The organism is Variovorax ginsengisoli, assembly GCF_030811835.1.
GTDB classification, from domain to species: domain Bacteria; phylum Pseudomonadota; class Gammaproteobacteria; order Burkholderiales; family Burkholderiaceae_C; genus Variovorax; species Variovorax ginsengisoli_C.
The window spans coordinates 39,522-54,677 of the sequence record NZ_JAUSRO010000004.1 but is presented as its reverse complement, the minus strand read 5'-3'; the positions used below and the strand labels follow the sequence as shown (position 1 = coordinate 54,677).

At 62.1% G+C, this 15,156-nt stretch carries 13 protein-coding genes and 4 tRNA genes; 10 read left to right on the top strand and 7 right to left on the bottom strand.

Annotated elements, in window-relative coordinates; genetic code table 11:
- The first annotated feature begins 64 nt into the window (after positions 1 to 64).
- Positions 65 to 151: transfer RNA gene (locus tag J2W36_RS06500), tRNA-Leu, on the top strand.
- A gap of 44 nt (positions 152 to 195) precedes the next feature.
- Here J2W36_RS06500 and J2W36_RS06495 read toward each other — a convergent pair.
- A complete protein-coding gene (locus tag J2W36_RS06495) occupies positions 196 to 894 on the bottom strand; it encodes a GAF domain-containing protein (protein WP_307688878.1) in 699 nt (232 codons plus the stop codon).
- A 159-nt stretch (positions 895 to 1,053) separates the two neighbouring features.
- Between J2W36_RS06495 and J2W36_RS06490 the strand changes: the two genes are divergently transcribed.
- From J2W36_RS06490 to J2W36_RS06465, 6 genes are all read left to right on the top strand, one after another.
- Positions 1,054 to 2,325, top strand: coding sequence for a putative Na+/H+ antiporter (locus tag J2W36_RS06490; protein WP_307688877.1), 1,272 nt, complete (start codon positions 1,054 to 1,056; stop codon positions 2,323 to 2,325).
- A 215-nt stretch (positions 2,326 to 2,540) separates the two neighbouring features.
- On the top strand, positions 2,541 to 3,854 hold the full coding sequence (gene tig / locus J2W36_RS06485) for a trigger factor (protein ID WP_307688876.1): 1,314 nt from the start codon (positions 2,541 to 2,543) through the stop codon (positions 3,852 to 3,854).
- A 104-nt stretch (positions 3,855 to 3,958) separates the two neighbouring features.
- Entirely contained in the window at positions 3,959 to 4,567 is a 609-nt protein-coding gene (gene clpP / locus J2W36_RS06480; RefSeq protein ID WP_307688875.1) for an ATP-dependent Clp endopeptidase proteolytic subunit ClpP, read from the top strand.
- Positions 4,568 to 4,677: 110 nt separating this feature from the next.
- Positions 4,678 to 5,943, top strand: a complete 1,266-nt coding sequence (clpX, locus tag J2W36_RS06475) for an ATP-dependent Clp protease ATP-binding subunit ClpX (RefSeq protein WP_307688874.1) — start codon at positions 4,678 to 4,680, stop codon at positions 5,941 to 5,943.
- A 23-nt stretch (positions 5,944 to 5,966) separates the two neighbouring features.
- Positions 5,967 to 8,420: an endopeptidase La gene (gene lon, locus J2W36_RS06470; RefSeq protein ID WP_307688873.1), complete on the top strand. Its 2,454-nt coding sequence runs from the start codon at positions 5,967 to 5,969 to the stop codon at positions 8,418 to 8,420.
- A gap of 59 nt (positions 8,421 to 8,479) precedes the next feature.
- Positions 8,480 to 8,555 (top strand) — tRNA-Gly (locus J2W36_RS06465).
- A 99-nt stretch (positions 8,556 to 8,654) separates the two neighbouring features.
- Here the strand turns inward: J2W36_RS06465 and J2W36_RS06460 are convergent.
- A complete protein-coding gene (locus J2W36_RS06460) occupies positions 8,655 to 9,260 on the bottom strand; it encodes a biliverdin-producing heme oxygenase (protein ID WP_307688872.1) in 606 nt (201 codons plus the stop codon).
- Between the two features lie 171 nt (positions 9,261 to 9,431).
- On the opposite strand from J2W36_RS06460, the gene J2W36_RS06455 reads away from it, so the two are divergent.
- Positions 9,432 to 9,505 (top strand) — tRNA-Cys (locus tag J2W36_RS06455).
- A 97-nt stretch (positions 9,506 to 9,602) separates the two neighbouring features.
- Positions 9,603 to 9,687, top strand: a tRNA-Leu gene (locus tag J2W36_RS06450).
- On the opposite strand, the gene J2W36_RS06445 is transcribed toward J2W36_RS06450, so the two are convergent.
- Genes J2W36_RS06445 through J2W36_RS06430 form a run of 4 tightly spaced genes read right to left on the bottom strand, consistent with a single transcriptional unit; the run spans position 9,666 to position 12,418 of the window.
- Positions 9,666 to 10,130, bottom strand: coding sequence for a hypothetical protein (locus tag J2W36_RS06445; RefSeq protein ID WP_307688871.1), 465 nt, complete (start codon positions 10,128 to 10,130; stop codon positions 9,666 to 9,668). The genes J2W36_RS06450 and J2W36_RS06445 overlap by 22 nt on opposite strands.
- Positions 10,127 to 10,948, bottom strand: a complete 822-nt coding sequence (locus J2W36_RS06440; protein ID WP_307688870.1) for an FAD:protein FMN transferase — start codon at positions 10,946 to 10,948, stop codon at positions 10,127 to 10,129. The genes J2W36_RS06445 and J2W36_RS06440 overlap by 4 nt, the downstream gene beginning before the upstream one ends.
- A gap of 11 nt (positions 10,949 to 10,959) precedes the next feature.
- Complete coding sequence (locus J2W36_RS06435) at positions 10,960 to 11,496, bottom strand: FMN-binding protein (protein ID WP_307688869.1); 537 nt, start codon at positions 11,494 to 11,496, stop codon at positions 10,960 to 10,962.
- A gap of 7 nt (positions 11,497 to 11,503) precedes the next feature.
- Positions 11,504 to 12,418: a DUF6662 family protein gene (locus J2W36_RS06430; RefSeq protein ID WP_307688868.1), complete on the bottom strand. Its 915-nt coding sequence runs from the start codon at positions 12,416 to 12,418 to the stop codon at positions 11,504 to 11,506.
- Positions 12,419 to 12,720: 302 nt separating this feature from the next.
- Here J2W36_RS06430 and J2W36_RS06425 point away from each other — a divergent pair, with 302 nt between their 5' ends.
- Positions 12,721 to 13,449 carry an H-NS family nucleoid-associated regulatory protein gene (locus tag J2W36_RS06425; protein WP_307688867.1) on the top strand — a complete coding sequence of 243 codons (729 nt, stop codon included), beginning with the start codon at positions 12,721 to 12,723 and terminating at the stop codon, positions 13,447 to 13,449.
- Positions 13,450 to 13,460: 11 nt separating this feature from the next.
- Here J2W36_RS06425 and J2W36_RS06420 read toward each other — a convergent pair whose 3' ends face one another.
- The gene (locus tag J2W36_RS06420; RefSeq protein WP_307688866.1) at positions 13,461 to 15,077 is read right to left on the bottom strand and encodes a phosphoethanolamine transferase; all 1,617 of its coding nucleotides are present in this window, start codon (positions 15,075 to 15,077) and stop codon (positions 13,461 to 13,463) included.
- Positions 15,078 to 15,156: the final 79 nt, after the last annotated feature.

The window sequence follows — 15,156 nt, the reverse complement described above, 5'->3', positions numbered from 1 at the left end:
TAAAATACGCGGTTACCGATTTGGCGGGCGACTCTTTCAGAGCCGTCGGTCTCACATCCGGATTGCGCGGGTGGCGAAATTGGTAGACGCACCAGGTTTAGGTCCTGACGGTAGCAATACTGTGCGGGTTCGAGTCCCGCCCCGCGCACCACGCCTCGGAAAAGCCCGCTTCATCGGGTTTCTTGCCGACGGTCTTCAAAGCCCCTGTTTCTTTTCTGGAACAGGGGCTTTTTTCTGTGCCTGCCAGTCGCGGGCAAAGGGATAGATCACGCGTGCAATGCCTTGCAAATGCGTGAATTCGATGTCGCTGAGCGGCTGCGCACGCAAGTCAAAGTGGGAAAGGGAGCCGAAGACGGCGCCAGCGTCGTCGATGATCGGCACCGCATGGTATGCAACCACCACGCTTTGGGAGGGGTGGCCATGCAGCCGAACGTCCGTGGTCGAATCATTGGACAGGAACACACCGTCCCGAAGCACGTACTGGCAGAAGCTCAGACCCATGGGGACTTGCGCGAGATGGGCCGGGATATCTTCGCCGGCCTTGTCAACCAGCACGATGTTCTTCATGGTCTCGCCATCGATGGCGTATACCGCCGTGTACCGATGCCGCACCTGTTGGTTCAGCGCTGTCAACGCCTCGGACAGCCCATCTTTGCGGCATGTCTCGACAAAGCGCTGTACGGCGCCGGTCGGCGGTTGGGATTGGGCTTCGACCATCTGCTGATACAGGCGATCGACCTCGCGCTCCCATTCGGTGGACAGCTGCATCGGCGTGCGTTCCGGCCAGATCTGTTCACCGGTTGCCAGAACCATCGGCGCGGAGGGTAACGGGCGCACCACGATGCCCGCTGCGTTGAGCGCTCTTTCCTTTTGCAGGCGAGAGGTGAGTGGCAAGTCGTGGCTCCTGAGGTTCTTTCAGTGTAGTGCCCGTAGCGATCTCATGGAAGGTTGGGGCCATGGCCGTTGGTTACAATGAGGGCGGGTGCTGCCTTGGACTGCAGGGCATCAGGTTGTAGCGATGGTCGGGCCGCCACGCGGAAGTACCGCGACCTCATGAACCTCTCCTACGAACCGGCGATCCAGTGGATCGCCGCCACTCTCTTCGCGCTTGCGTTGGTGCATACCTTCGCTGCCAGCCAATTCTCGCGATTGGCGCATCGCTTTCCGCGCCATGCAGGCCTGCTGCACCTGCTGGGGGAGGTCGAGGTCGTCTTCGGCTTCTGGGCCATCGTGCTCGTGGTCCTGATGGCATGGGTCGGCGGCGCAGACCAGGCGCTGGCGTATGCGGAATCCCGCAACTACACCGAACCATTGTTCGTCTTCGTCATCATGGTCATGGCGGCGTCGCGCCCGGTGCTGCGTGCCGTCATGGCTTGGGTGGATGCGTGCGCGCGCGTGCTGCCGGTGCGCACGCCGCTGGCGGTGGCCTGGCTGGGGCTGGCAGCCGTTCCATTGGCGGGCTCGCTGATCACCGAGCCGGCGGCCATGACCATCGCCGCGCTGTTGCTCGCGCCGCAGATTTTTCGCAGGGACATTCCCGAGCGCGCCAAATACCTCGCCCTCGGCGTGCTGCTGGTCAACGTGTCGATCGGCGGCACGCTCACGTCCTATGCGGCGCCGCCGGTGCTGATGGTCGCCGTGACGTGGCAATGGGACAGCGCCTTCATGCTTGCCACCTTCGGCTGGAAGGCGGCCCTTGCAGTCTGCATCAACGCGACCGTGGCAACCTTCGCATTGCGCAAGTACCTTCAGCCCGCAGTACCGACTCCGCAGGGCGAACCCGTGGAGCCCAAGGTGCCTTTTGCTGTCGTCGCGGTACATCTGCTGCTGCTGGCCGGCGTGGTGATGTCTGCCCATCACCCGGTCGTGTTCCTGAGTCTCTTTCTGTTGTTCATGGGCTTTGTCCAGGCCTACTCGCGTCACCAGAGCCCGCTGCTTCTGAAAGAGGCGCTGCTCGTGGCGTTTTTCCTCGCCGGGCTCGTGGTGCTGGGCGGACTGCAGCGCTGGTGGCTGCAACCGATCGTGGCCAGCCTGTCGCCCCTGGCGTTGTTCTTTGGCGCACTCGGTCTGACGGCGATCGCAGACAACGCGGCACTGACCTACCTGGGTTCGTTGATCGAGGGGATGTCGGAAGCGTCCAAATACATGTTGATGGCCGGCGCAGTGGCGGGCGGCGGGTTGACAGTGATCGCCAATGCACCGAATCCGGCGGGCGTGGCGCTGCTGCGGCGCGGCTTTGCCGACGAAACGGTCAGCCTGGGCGGGCTGCTGGCGGGTGCGCTGGGCCCAACTGCGGTGGCTGCGGCGGCCTTTCTGTTGCTCTGAATCGTCCGATGGGACATCAGGGCCGGCAATCCACCGGTGATCGGCCCTTGAGAAATCAGGATTGCCGTCACAGTAGAATCCTCGGTTGGCAATTTTCCATCGCGGGTCTCGCGGTGTTACCGCAAAAATCCCGCGACGTGCGCCTGAAGCCCATGAACTGGCATCCCAACGATGCAGGCCCCGCGCACCAGCATACCCCCTCAAGGAAGACAGAAATGACCGTGAACGTTGAAACTCTCGAGAAGCTCGAACGCAAGATCACCCTGACCCTTCCGGTCGGCACCATCCAGTCGGAAGTCGAATCGCGCCTCAAGAAGCTGGCGCGTACCGTCAAGATGGACGGTTTCCGTCCAGGCAAGGTGCCGATGAACGTCGTGGCGCAGCGCTATGGCTATTCGGTCCACTTCGAAGTGATGAACGACAAGGTCGGCGAGGCGTTCTCGCAGGCGGCCAACGAAGCCAAGCTTCGCGTGGCGGGCCAGCCGCGCATCACGGAGAACGAAGAATCGCCCGAAGGCCAGATGGCCTTCGACGCCATCTTCGAGGTGTTCCCTGACGTCAAGATCAATGACCTGTCGGCTGCCGAGGTCGAGAAGATCACGGCCGAGGTCGGCGATGACGCCATCGACAAGACCCTGGACATCCTGCGCAAGCAACGCCGCACGTTCGCGCAGCGCGCGCTCGAAGCCCAGGTGGCCGACGACGACCGCGTGACGGTCGACTTCGAAGGCAAGATCGATGGCGAGCCCTTCCAGGGCGGCAAGGCCGAAGATTTTCAGTTCATCGTGGGCGAAGGCCAGATGCTCAAGGAGTTCGAAGACGCCGTGCGCGGCCTGAAGTCCGGTGACAGCCGCACGTTCCCGTTGTCCTTCCCGGCCGATTACCACGGCAAGGATGTGGCCGGCAAGCAAGCCGACTTCCTGGTAACCGTCAAGAAGATCGAGGCATCGCACCTGCCCGAAGTCAACGAACAGCTGGCCAAGTCGCTCGGTATTGCCGAAGGCACGGTGGAAGGTCTGCGCGCGGACATCAAGCGCAACCTCGAACGCGAAGTGAAGTTCCGCCTCCTGGCGCGCAACAAGAACGCCGTGATGGACGCGTTGATTGCCAATGCGGAACTCGACCTGCCGAATGCCAGCGTGCAGTCGGAAGTCCAGCGCATGGTGGAAAACGCGCGCGCTGAGCTCAAGCAGCGTGGCATCAAGGATGCCGACAAGGCACCGATCCCCGAAGAGATGTTCCGCCCGCAGGCCGAGCGCCGTGTGCGCCTGGGTCTGGTAGTCGCCGAACTGGTGCGCGCCAACAACCTGCAAGCCACGCCGGAACAACTCAAGGCACATGTCGACGAGTTGGCCGCCAGCTACGAAAAGCCGGCCGACGTCGTTCGCTGGTACTTCAGCGACAACAACCGCCTGGCGGAAGTCGAAGCCGTGGTCATCGAAAACAACGTGACCGAGTTTGTTCTCGGCAAGGCCAAGGTCAACGCGAAGTCGGTGACCTTCGACGAACTGATGGCACAGCAGGGCTGATCAGCCCCGCTGCCGCCGCAGGGGCTTGCAGCCGCCGGCTGCATCCCCATCTGATCCCTTGCCGGGAACGCCCGGCAAAGGTCAAGCACTGAACGGAGCTATTCATGAGCGCACAGGACATCCAGGGTCTCGGCATGGTGCCGATGGTGATCGAGCAATCGGGCCGCGGCGAGCGGTCCTACGACATCTACTCGCGTCTTCTCAAGGAGCGCGTGATTTTCTTGGTGGGCGAGGTCAATGACCAGACCGCCAATCTCGTCGTGGCGCAGCTGCTGTTCCTCGAAAGCGAGAATCCGGACAAGGACATCTCGTTCTACATCAACTCGCCCGGCGGCAGCGTGAGCGCCGGCATGGCGATCTACGACACGATGCAGTTCATCAAGCCGGCGGTGTCGACGCTGTGCATCGGCTTCGCGGCCAGCATGGGCGCCTTCCTGCTGGCGGCGGGCGAGAAGGGCAAGCGTTTCTCGCTGCCCAATTCCAAGGTCATGATCCATCAGGTGCTCGGCGGCGCTCGCGGTCAGGCGACCGACATCGAAATTCATGCGCGCGATATCCTTCGCACCAAGGACCAGATGAACCGCATCCTCGCCGAGCGCACCGGCCAGCCGCTGGAAAAGGTGCAGCGCGACACCGAACGCGACTATTTCCTGACGGCTGACGAGTCGAAGGATTACGGCCTGATCGACCAAGTGATCCACAAGCGGCCCTGAGTCCCGCGCTGGCGCCGGCGGCGTCGATGCACAAGCGGCGTTTTCCCACACGGAGAACGCCGTTTTTGTTTAGTTATCATTGTTGAATTCCAGTTACGAGGCACCTGCCCATGGCCGAGAAAAAAGGCTCCTCCAGCGAAAAAACGCTTTACTGCTCGTTCTGCGGGAAGAGCCAGCACGAGGTCAAGAAGTTGATCGCAGGGCCGTCCGTCTTCATCTGCGATGAATGCATCGACCTGTGCAACGAAATCATCCGTGACGAACTGCCGGCCGGCGAAGAGGCACGTGACGCGCGCAGCGACCTGCCGACGCCGTTGGAGATCAAGACCAACCTCGACAACTACGTGATCGGCCAGGAGCCGGCCAAGCGGATGCTGTCCGTGGCGGTGTACAACCACTACAAGCGGCTGCGCCACAAGGAAAAGTCCAAGGGCGACGACGTCGAACTCAACAAGAGCAACATCCTGCTGATCGGCCCGACGGGTTCCGGCAAGACCTTGCTTGCACAGACGCTCGCGCGCATGCTCGACGTGCCGTTCGTCATGGCCGATGCCACGACGCTGACCGAAGCCGGGTATGTCGGGGAAGACGTCGAGAACATCATCCAGAAGTTGCTGCAGAGCTGCAACTACGAGGTCGAGAAGGCCCAGCGCGGCATCGTGTACATCGACGAAATCGACAAGATCTCGCGCAAGTCCGACAACCCGTCGATCACGCGCGACGTGTCGGGCGAGGGCGTGCAGCAGGCGCTGCTCAAGCTCATCGAAGGCACGATGGCCAGCGTGCCGCCGCAAGGGGGCCGCAAGCATCCGAATCAGGACTTCCTGCAGATCGACACGACCAACATCCTGTTCATCTGCGGCGGTGCGTTCGCGGGCCTGGAGAAGGTCATCGAAAACCGTACCGAGGCGTCGGGCATCGGCTTCGGCGCGATGGTCAGGAGCAAGGCGCAGCGCAGCATCACCGAGGTGTTCCGCGAGGTCGAGCCTGAGGATTTGATCAAGTTCGGGCTGATACCCGAACTCGTGGGGCGCATGCCCGTGGTCGCCTCGCTGGCCGAACTCAGCGAAGACGCGCTGGTGCAGATCCTGACGGAGCCGAAGAACGCGGTGGTCAAGCAGTTCACCAAGCTCTTCCAGATGGAAGGCGTCGACCTGGAAATCCGTCCGACGGCGCTCAAGGCCATCGCCCGCAAGGCGCTCGCCCGCAAGACCGGTGCGCGTGGCCTGCGCTCGATCCTTGAACAATCGCTGATCGACACCATGTTCGAATTGCCGAATGCGACCAACGTCGACAAGGTGGTGGTCGAGGAATCGACCATCGACGAAAACAAGCCGCCGTTGCTCGTGTACCGCGAAGCGGCGAAAAAGGCTTAAAGCCAAAGACGCGAAGGATCTGCATGTCTGGCCACACCCCCTTACCCCCTGAAGCGCTCGACCTGCCGCTGTTGCCGCTGCGCGACGTCGTGGTGTTTCCTCACATGGTGATTCCGCTGTTCGTGGGTCGTCCCAAGAGCATCAAGGCACTCGAACTGGCCATGGAGGCCGAGCGCCGCATCATGCTGGTTGCGCAAAAAGCCGCCGCGAAGGACGAGCCCTCGGTGGAGGACATGTTCGAGGTCGGTTGCGTCTCGACCATCCTGCAGATGCTCAAGCTGCCCGACGGCACGGTGAAGGTGCTGGTCGAGGGCCAGCAGCGCGCGCGCGTCAACAGCATTGAAGACGGTGAGACCCATTTCACCGCCAATGTCACGCCTGTGGAAGCTGCCGATGGCGCCGCCTTGAAGGGCACCGAGATCGAGGCACTGCGCCGTGCCGTGATGCAGCAGTTTGACCAGTACGTCAAGCTCAACAAGAAGATCCCGCCGGAGATCCTCACCTCGATCTCGAGCATCGACGATGCCGGTCGTCTGGCTGACACCATCGCTGCGCATCTGCCGCTCAAGCTCGACAACAAGCAGTCGGTGCTCGATCTGGACGACATCAAGGCGCGTCTGGAGAACCTGTACGGGCAACTCGAGCGCGAGGTCGACATCCTGAATGTGGACAAGAAGATTCGCGGGCGCGTGAAGCGCCAGATGGAAAAAAACCAGCGCGATTTCTATCTCAACGAGCAGGTCAAGGCCATCCAGAAGGAGCTCGGCGAGGGTGAGGATGGCGCGGATATCGAGGAGATCGAAAAGAAGATCAAGCTCGCCAAGATGCCCAAGGACGCGCTGAAGAAGGCCGAGAGCGAGCTCAAGAAGCTCAAGCTCATGTCGCCGATGTCTGCTGAAGCCACCGTGGTGCGCAACTACATCGACGTGCTCATTGGGTTGCCGTGGGCCAAGAAGACGAAGATCAAGCATGACCTGACCAATGCCGAGGCGGTGCTCAACGAGGACCACTATGGCCTGGACAAGGTCAAGGACCGCATCCTGGAATATCTTGCAGTGCAGCAGCGCGTGGACAAGGTCAAGGCGCCGATCCTTTGCCTGGTCGGGCCACCTGGCGTGGGCAAGACCTCGCTGGGCCAGTCGATTGCCAAGGCGACAGGCCGCAAGTACACCCGCATGGCGCTGGGCGGCATGCGCGACGAGGCCGAGATCCGTGGCCATCGCCGCACCTACATTGGCGCCTTGCCCGGCAAGGTGCTGCAGGGCCTGACGAAAATCGGCACGCGCAATCCGCTGTTCCTGCTCGACGAAATCGACAAGCTCGGCACGGATTTCCGCGGTGACCCTTCGAGCGCGCTGCTGGAAGTGCTCGACCCCGAACAGAACCACACGTTCGGCGACCATTACGTCGAGGTCGACTTCGACCTGAGCGACGTGATGTTCGTGGCCACGTCGAATTCGATGAACATCCCGCCGGCGCTGCTCGACCGGATGGAAGTGATCCGGCTGTCGGGTTACACCGAAGACGAGAAGACGCACATCGCTCTGAAGTACCTGCTGCCCAAGCAGATGAAGAACAACGGTGTGAAGGACGAAGAACTCCTGATCACCGAAGAGGCGGTGCGCGACATCGTTCGCTACTACACACGCGAAGCCGGCGTGCGCTCGCTCGAGCGTGAACTGTCCAAGATCTGCCGCAAGGTGGTCAAGGGCCTGCTGCTCAAGAAGATGACGCCGAAGGTCACGGTCGATGGCAGCAACCTGAACGACTACCTGGGCGTGCGCAAGTACACCTTCGGCCTGGCTGAAAAGCAGAACCAGGTGGGACAGGTGGTGGGGCTGGCATGGACCGAAGTGGGCGGCGACCTGCTGACCATCGAGGCCGTGTCGATGCCAGGCAAGGGCGTGATCAGCCGGACCGGTTCGCTGGGCGACGTCATGAAGGAGTCGGTGGAGGCTGCACGCACGGTGGTGCGCAGCCGTGCCCGCATGCTGGGCATTCGCGACGACATCTTCGAGAAGCGGGACATCCACATCCATGTGCCGGACGGTGCGACGCCCAAGGACGGTCCGAGCGCGGGAGCGGCCATGACGACGGCGTTCGTGTCGGCGCTGACGGGCATCCCGGTGCGCGGCGACGTGGCCATGACGGGTGAGATCACCCTGCGTGGCGAGGTCACGGCCATCGGGGGGTTGAAGGAAAAGCTGCTTGCCGCGTTGCGTGGCGGTATCAAGACCGTACTCATCCCAGAGGAGAATGCCAAGGACTTGCAGGACATCCCCGAGAACGTGAAAAACGGTCTGGAGATCGTGCCCGTCAAGTGGATCGACAAGGTGCTGGAGATCGCGTTGGAAAAGATGCCCGTGCCACTGTCGGATGAAGAAGTTGCTGCATCCGCCGCCGCGGTCGCCGAACTGGCCAAGCAGCGCGCCGCGCAGCCGGCACCCCAGGTGATCGAAGGTTCGGTTAAACACTGAATGAGCGGATCTCACTTGCCAAGCCTTGAAAAATAGTTGTATAATCTGAGGCTTGAAACGCGGGATTAGCTCAGTTGGTAGAGCGCAACCTTGCCAAGGTTGAGGTCGAGAGTTCGAGTCTCTTATCCCGCTCCAATTCGTGTTGATGGGCTTCGTGAAGCACATCAACCAAATAAAAAAGGACCTTCGGGTCCTTTTTTATTTGGTGCTCGGCAATGATGGCGCCAGGGCGTGTCAGCAAGGAACGACGCGCAGCTTGAAGAAGCGCTCCAGCAGCTGCGCAAACCGTTCATAGGCTGCGTGCGCGCCAGCGATGACAGCATCGTGCGAGTCGGCGGCCAACAGGTCGCTGTCGAGCGAAGCCACGAAGTTCCGCCATGCCTGGGCCCGGCCTTGCGGGTACGCCGCCAGGTTGCGCGCACCGAACTCGGCGGACAGACCGAGTTGCGCTTGTGCTTCCTTGAACAGGAATGCAGCGCCGAGTGTGGAACCTTCCGAAACGTAGAGCCAGCCCAGTGCCTCGGGCATGCACACGCCTGAACTGGCCAAAGTGTCCAGAGGCACTGGTGATTGCAGGTCGGCCAGGTCCGCCAGCGATGCAGCCTGTCGGCCCCGTACCTCCAGATCAGGCACCGCTGTCCTGACATCGTTGTCGGCGAAGAGGTGTTCGATGTCGCGCTGAAACAGGTACTGGGCCGCCACGAACCCTGCGTAGCTTTCGCGACTGGCGAAAGGGTTGCCCTTTGCCATCAGGCTGTGCATGCGCTCGTGCTGCGCGGAGGTCTCGCGCCTGAGACGCTCGGAAAGTGCAGGGCGGACGGCGGTACCGAAAGACGTCATGAAAAGGATTCCAGAATAAAGGGGCGGCGCATCGCGCCGTGTTCGACCGCGTTCGGATGCATTTCATTCTCGTCGCAACACGTCTGGATCGAGGCATTCCGGATGCTTGAGTCGGCAGTGCATGGTGTAAACTCATGGGCTTCGCTCTTGCTTGCAAGGCGAAACGATTGTGGCGCGATAGCAAAGCGGTTATGCAACGGATTGCAAATCCGTGTAGCCCGGTTCGACTCCGGGTCGCGCCTCCAGATGTCTGGCAGCCCCGCCAAGCCGCGCGTGTTCCGCCGCGTGGAAGGGACTGTTTAGCTTGAGTTCGCAAGCGAGTTCAAGCGCACTGACGGTCCTGCCCGGGTGGTGAAATCGGTAGACACAAGGGACTTAAAATCCCTCGCCGAAAGGTGTGCGGGTTCAAGTCCCGCCCCGGGCACCAAGGGTTTTGGCCCCCCGGCTGCGGCGTCCGTACACGACGTGCGCTGGCACCACGAGCAGCGCGAACATGCCGAGTCCTACATGCGCCCAATGGCCACAAGTATGAAGTTCCTCCGGGCCATACATGAGGACGAAGGCTGAACAGACACCGGCGGCAAGGCTTCCCAATGTGAGTCCGCCCAGCCACCGGTTGCGGTGGTTGCGCCATGTGGCGGTGACGTGGTGTGCCAGAACGCTGCCGATGGCCAGCAAGGCCGCCAGTCCGCTGACGCCATGTCCGACCCACCACAGCCGAAGCTGAGGTGGCGACATGCCCAGCGCATCGAGCAGCACGAACCACAGCAGGCCTGTCGCTGCGCAGGTGCCCAGCAACCCGTAGCAGAGCCAGCGTTGCCAGCGTGGGAGTCGGCCGACCCGTGTGGCGCCGTGGTGCCTGCCGCTCATGCCACCAACGCCAGCGCGCTGTACCGCGCGAGGCAGTCCGGTGCGAGATGGCCTTCCACGGCGAGCGCCTTGGTCAGGCCGTCGGCCACCGCGCACGTCGGGGCGAGCACGGTGTAGCGCGTATCGCCGTGGATGGGCCGTTGCGAGAACGGATTCACCAGCACGCCATCCATGCCCGTTGGATTCGCCTGGCCCGCAGGGTACGACGCCGAAGTGGCCATGGCGCCGCCCGCCAGTTCGCCGAGATAGCGCGGTTGCCGGCGCTCGCTCCCGTCGCGCACATGGATGGGCTGGGGCGCGTCGCCCAGCACACGCAGATCGCCTCCTGCGTTGACCACGCCTCGCATGATCCCAGAAGCCGTGAGCGCCTCGACGGCCTTGTCGACCGCGAAGCCTTTGGCCAATCCGCCCAGATCCAGGCACACCGGCCGAAGGGCCTGCACGCCGTGGTTCGCGAGCAGCACCAGATCCGTCATGGAACCGGAGTCCGGTGTGACATGTCCGTGGTCGGGAAGCATGCCCCAGCGCACCAAGCGTGCGCCGACACCGCATTCGAAGCGGCCACCGGTGACCGCGTGCAATTCCTGCGCGAGTGTCAGCACTTGCCAAGTCCAGGGTGAAACCGACATCGTGGCGCCCGCTGCAAGCGCGTTGATGCGCGAGAGTTCGCTCGACCGGTCGTGAAAGGACATGAGGCGACTCACCTCGTCCACTGCCGCATAGGCGGCGTCGATTGCAGCTTCCACCCCACGGCGTTCCGATGCGTCGTGCACCGTGATTTCGACATAGGTTCCGAGCAAAGGCCGACAGCGCTTCATCCGTCGTCGGCTCAATGGCCCTTGAGCACCAGGCCGTGCATCACGAGCACGCGCTTGACACCATCGGTGAGGTGTTTGGATGACAGCGTAGCACCCGAAATATTCTCGATGTCCTTGCCCAGCTTCAGCGTGGCATCCTGTCCCTTGCCGGCGAATTGCTGCAGCCAACGGTCCTCCGCCACCTCGTAGCCATACGACTCGTGGTATTCGAGGATTTCGACACGTTTGACCTTGCCGTCGGCTTGAATGCCGACCGCATAGGTAATCGACTCATGCTTGCCTACCACTTCGTCAACCACGAACCAGCCTCCGTCGGCCGCACGCCAGATCCGGTTCCCTTGAAAGGGCAGCGAAACCGAAGATGCATCGCGCAGCGCGTCCTGCTGTGCGGCGGTCAACGCCACTGGAAAAGGTGAGAGCGCGGTACCGCCGAACATGTCGCGTTGTGCCTGTTCGATCGACATGTAGATTCGCGCATGGGCGACGAGGGGAGCCGTGGCCGCCCCCAGGGTAGCCACGGGAAGCAGCCACGCAGGATTCCATTTCATATAAGCGTCAGTTCAGGAGAAATCCGACCTTGAGCATGATCTGGTTGCGGCCGTGGTTGTCCCATACCTGGCCCAACGAGCAGTCCGCAGTGCCGTCGGCGTAGCACTTTCCGCCAACCTGATGGCGCCAGGCGGCAGTGACCCACCAGTCTTTCTCGGCATAGTGAACGTTCGGGCCGATGAAGTTCGCCGTCTGGGTGTGCTGGTTGAAGTGGTAGCCGTCGTGATCGGTATGAAAGCGGCCTTCGACACCGGCTGACCATTTCGGTGCGAAGCGGTAGCTGACGCCATAGAGAAGGTCGGCCATGGAGTTGCGAATGATCCCGCCCACAGGGTCGTACTTTTCCTTTTCGAGCTCGACCAGCAGATTGGCCGCAAAGATCAGGCGATCGTCCAGAAAGTTCGATTGCGCGATGATCCGGAACTCCAATTCGTCTTCGAGCTTGCCCCATGTCGGCTCGACATAAAGGCCGATGCCCACCGGCGAAGTCACCGGATTCAACAGTCGCCAGATGGCCTCCAGCGAGGTGCCATCGATGCCGCTGCGACGGTACGCGCTCGAATTGTTGGCGGTGCTCGGAACGCCAAAGCCTGCCGTGCAAGGGATCGTTGTGCAGACTTCCGAGCTCAGGTAATTGTTCTTGGCGTAGATCGAGAATGCATTCACGTACGCCCCGAGCTGGACGTCGTCCGTCACGCCGTACTCCAGTTCCGTGCGGTACTGGCCCAGGTCGTAGCTGCCAGTGGCTTGGCCATGAGTGACGTCCACCTTCTGTTCAAGTTCGGCTTTTCCCTTTGGCTGGAGGTCGAGTGTGTAGACCCAACCGAATGCGCCTTCGCCCGCACAGGCCCAGGAGCATGCCAAAGTCAGACCCGTGACGGCCAGGAAGCGGGCAGGCCACCGCGTAGTAGGGAGTTTCATGTCATTCTTGGAAAACGAAGTGAGATCGATTCTTGTTCATGAGGCTGATTGGTAGCTGACCTCGGCGCACAAGTGAGCGTGAAACCTGGAAGTTCTCAGGGTGATGAGCGCGCACTTGTTGGGGTTCGTGCAGCTTGCCGAGCGCACCGCATCGGCAGGGCTTTTTCTCAAGAGGCTTTGGCCAGTTAAACTGATAGCCAGATAGACGTAGCTCCTAGTCTTGTCACCATTACCGATGGCTATTCGGCCGTTCAGGTAAAACGCCATAGACTCGGTACATTCCAACCTGATCACAAAAGACCATGACCAAGACTTATGCGCAGCTTTCGCGCGAGATTGCTTCATTGCAGGCCGCTGCAGAGAAATTGCGTCACACCGAAATGAAAGCCGCTGTTGCCAAGGCCAATGAGCTCATCGCGACTTACGGATTGGCGGCCGATGACCTCACATTTCCAAAATCGGGATCCGTGTCGTCGGCAATCAAGGGTCAAAGCGCCCGCTATTCGGATGGCCTGGGCCATACTTGGGGCGGCCGGGGTCCGCATCCTGCGTGGTTACGCGATGCACTTGCCGCTGGTCGCACGCTTCAGAGTTTCCAGACCGGGGGCGCGTCTGTGCCTTCAGCCCCACCGTCCGGCACTACGAAAAAAGCAGGCTTCAAGGTGGCCATCAAATACCGCAATGCCGTCACCGGCGACAGCTGGAGCGGACGCGGTTCTCAGCCAGCCTGGTTGAAAGCCGCATTGAAGAAGCGTGGCGTGAAGATCGAAGATTTTCTTGTCGACGCGCCTGCAGCTTCAAAGGTCGCATCTCCTGCAGTGGCGGCAGCCAAAAAGCCGACGACCAGAAAACCTGCCGCCAAGCCCGCAGTGAAGAAGAAGAAGACTGTTTCCGCTGCAACGAAACCCGCCGCCAAGGCACCGGTTGCGAAGAAGCCCATGGCCAAGCCGTCGGTTGCCCGCAAGGTCAAAGCCACGGCCGGAGCGGCAGACGGCCAGCCGTCGACTCCTGAAGCGGTGCTGCCCGTCTGAGTTCGTGCGCTTCAGTCGGTGAACGACGGCACCTGCACGGGCAAGTGCGGCGCCTGCCAGCGATAGTCGGCCGACAGCGCATTGCGTTGCGGCATCGCGCCGGCCCACTGGATGTCCAGTAAGTTCATGAGCATGTAGGCCGCCCAGTCGGAGCGAAAGGGCTGCTGCTGGATGGCCTGATTCAAGCTTTCCGCCGCGGACGCCGGGTCGTTGCGCCACACCACGGCCGGTATCCGATAGCCGGAGGCCGTCGCCGGACTATGGCCTGCACGGTCGCTCTCGTGGCCGACCTCTTGGCCATGATCTGACAGGTACATCCATGCACGGTGCCCGCCCGGGGTGCCGGCGGTGCGTGCCAGTTGCAGCGTCTCTGACACCACGAAGTCGTGATAGAGCAGGGCGGCGTCGTAGGACTGGCGAAATTCCCGCGTCCAGCTGGAGCGGCCATGCTTCTTCATCAGCGCCTCGACATCGTCGTCCGTGTGGTCGAAAGGGTTATCGCCGGCCGGGAAACGCAGGTTGTAGTGGGGATGTGCGCCCATGAGGTGCACGACGATGAGTTTGCGTTCTGCCGGATCCTCCATGGCTTCCTGCAGGCAGTCGATCAGCTCGCCATCGAGCGATGCGCTTGCGCGGCCCGGCACGCGGTTGACCATCTCGAAAACGTCGGCCATGCGGCCATGCTGCTGCTCGATGGCCACGTCGTCGTGGTTGCTCATCCACCAGACCTTGTAGCCTGCCGCGCGCGCCAGGGCCAGCGCATGCTGGGCGTCAACGGCATCGGGCGCACCGAAACCAAACATGTTGCGCAACGCCGGCAGCGTGCTGGCATCGACCGACCAGGCATTGCGCATGACCACCATCTGGTTGCCCAACTGGCGTTGGTAGGTCTGTAATCGCGGGGTGGTGGCGCGCCCGTAGCCGTAGAGCGACAGGTTGTCGCGATTGATGCTGTCGGTGATGACCAGCACGATGGTCGACGGCCCGGCTCTGAGAACCACTGGGGATGCCTGCCGTGCGCGCACGAGCGCTGCGTCGCGTTGAGCCTGTTGACCGGTCCAGCCAGCGCGCAGCGTGGAGAGGGATGTGTGCCAATGGCTCCAGAACAGCACGGGATGCAAGCGTCGCCAGGGCTTGCTTGCATAGGCCACCATTGTCAGCAGCAATACGGCGCATACCAGGACGACGTGCCAGCGCGTGGCCTCGAGGCCAGCGCGCAGGCCCTGCCTCGCTGCCCAGGCCGTTGCCGCTGCCGCACCGCAAAGGACCACGCACCAGACCGCCAGCGTACGCCAGTGCATGTGGAGGTACTCGGTGCTTTCGCGGTCGTTGGTGTTGGCGATGGCGGTCAACACGACCGAACTATCGGGGGCCGCCTGGTAAGCGTCGAGGAGGTAGGCACGCAGCGCTCCGTCGATCATGAAGGCGAGGGCCCAAAGCCAAACCGCCGCGGTGCGAAACCGATGCAACATCGAATTCTGGATCGGCCAGGCGAGCCAGACGATGCCCGGTAGCGCCAGTACCATGAGTTGCGCCACGCGTTTGCCGTCATGACCGAGCACGGTCAGCAGGAGCATGATGCAGAACACTGCGGCACAGGCAGCCAGCGCGCCGGTGCGGTGTGCCATGGGGGCACGGGAACGGGGCGGGAGGTCGGTGGGGCGGGTCATGTTCGGCGCGAGAGCGGGCGCATTCTGACAGGCCGCT

Bases quoted from the DNA above. Each gene is read 5' to 3' on its own strand.
- J2W36_RS06490 (WP_307688877.1), top strand. From the start codon at position 1,054: ATGAACCTCTCCTACGAACCGGCGATCCAGTGGATCGCCGCCACTCTC.
- tig (WP_307688876.1), top strand. From the start codon at position 2,541: ATGACCGTGAACGTTGAAACTCTCGAGAAGCTCGAACGCAAGATCACC.
- clpP (WP_307688875.1), top strand. From the start codon at position 3,959: ATGAGCGCACAGGACATCCAGGGTCTCGGCATGGTGCCGATGGTGATC.
- clpX (WP_307688874.1), top strand. From the start codon at position 4,678: ATGGCCGAGAAAAAAGGCTCCTCCAGCGAAAAAACGCTTTACTGCTCG.
- lon (WP_307688873.1), top strand. From the start codon at position 5,967: ATGTCTGGCCACACCCCCTTACCCCCTGAAGCGCTCGACCTGCCGCTG.
- J2W36_RS06460 (WP_307688872.1), bottom strand. From the start codon at position 9,260: ATGACGTCTTTCGGTACCGCCGTCCGCCCTGCACTTTCCGAGCGTCTC.
- J2W36_RS06445 (WP_307688871.1), bottom strand. From the start codon at position 10,130: ATGAGCGGCAGGCACCACGGCGCCACACGGGTCGGCCGACTCCCACGC.
- J2W36_RS06440 (WP_307688870.1), bottom strand. From the start codon at position 10,948: ATGAAGCGCTGTCGGCCTTTGCTCGGAACCTATGTCGAAATCACGGTG.
- J2W36_RS06435 (WP_307688869.1), bottom strand. From the start codon at position 11,496: ATGAAATGGAATCCTGCGTGGCTGCTTCCCGTGGCTACCCTGGGGGCG.
- J2W36_RS06430 (WP_307688868.1), bottom strand. From the start codon at position 12,418: ATGAAACTCCCTACTACGCGGTGGCCTGCCCGCTTCCTGGCCGTCACG.
- J2W36_RS06425 (WP_307688867.1), top strand. From the start codon at position 12,721: ATGACCAAGACTTATGCGCAGCTTTCGCGCGAGATTGCTTCATTGCAG.
- J2W36_RS06420 (WP_307688866.1), bottom strand. From the start codon at position 15,077: ATGGCACACCGCACCGGCGCGCTGGCTGCCTGTGCCGCAGTGTTCTGC.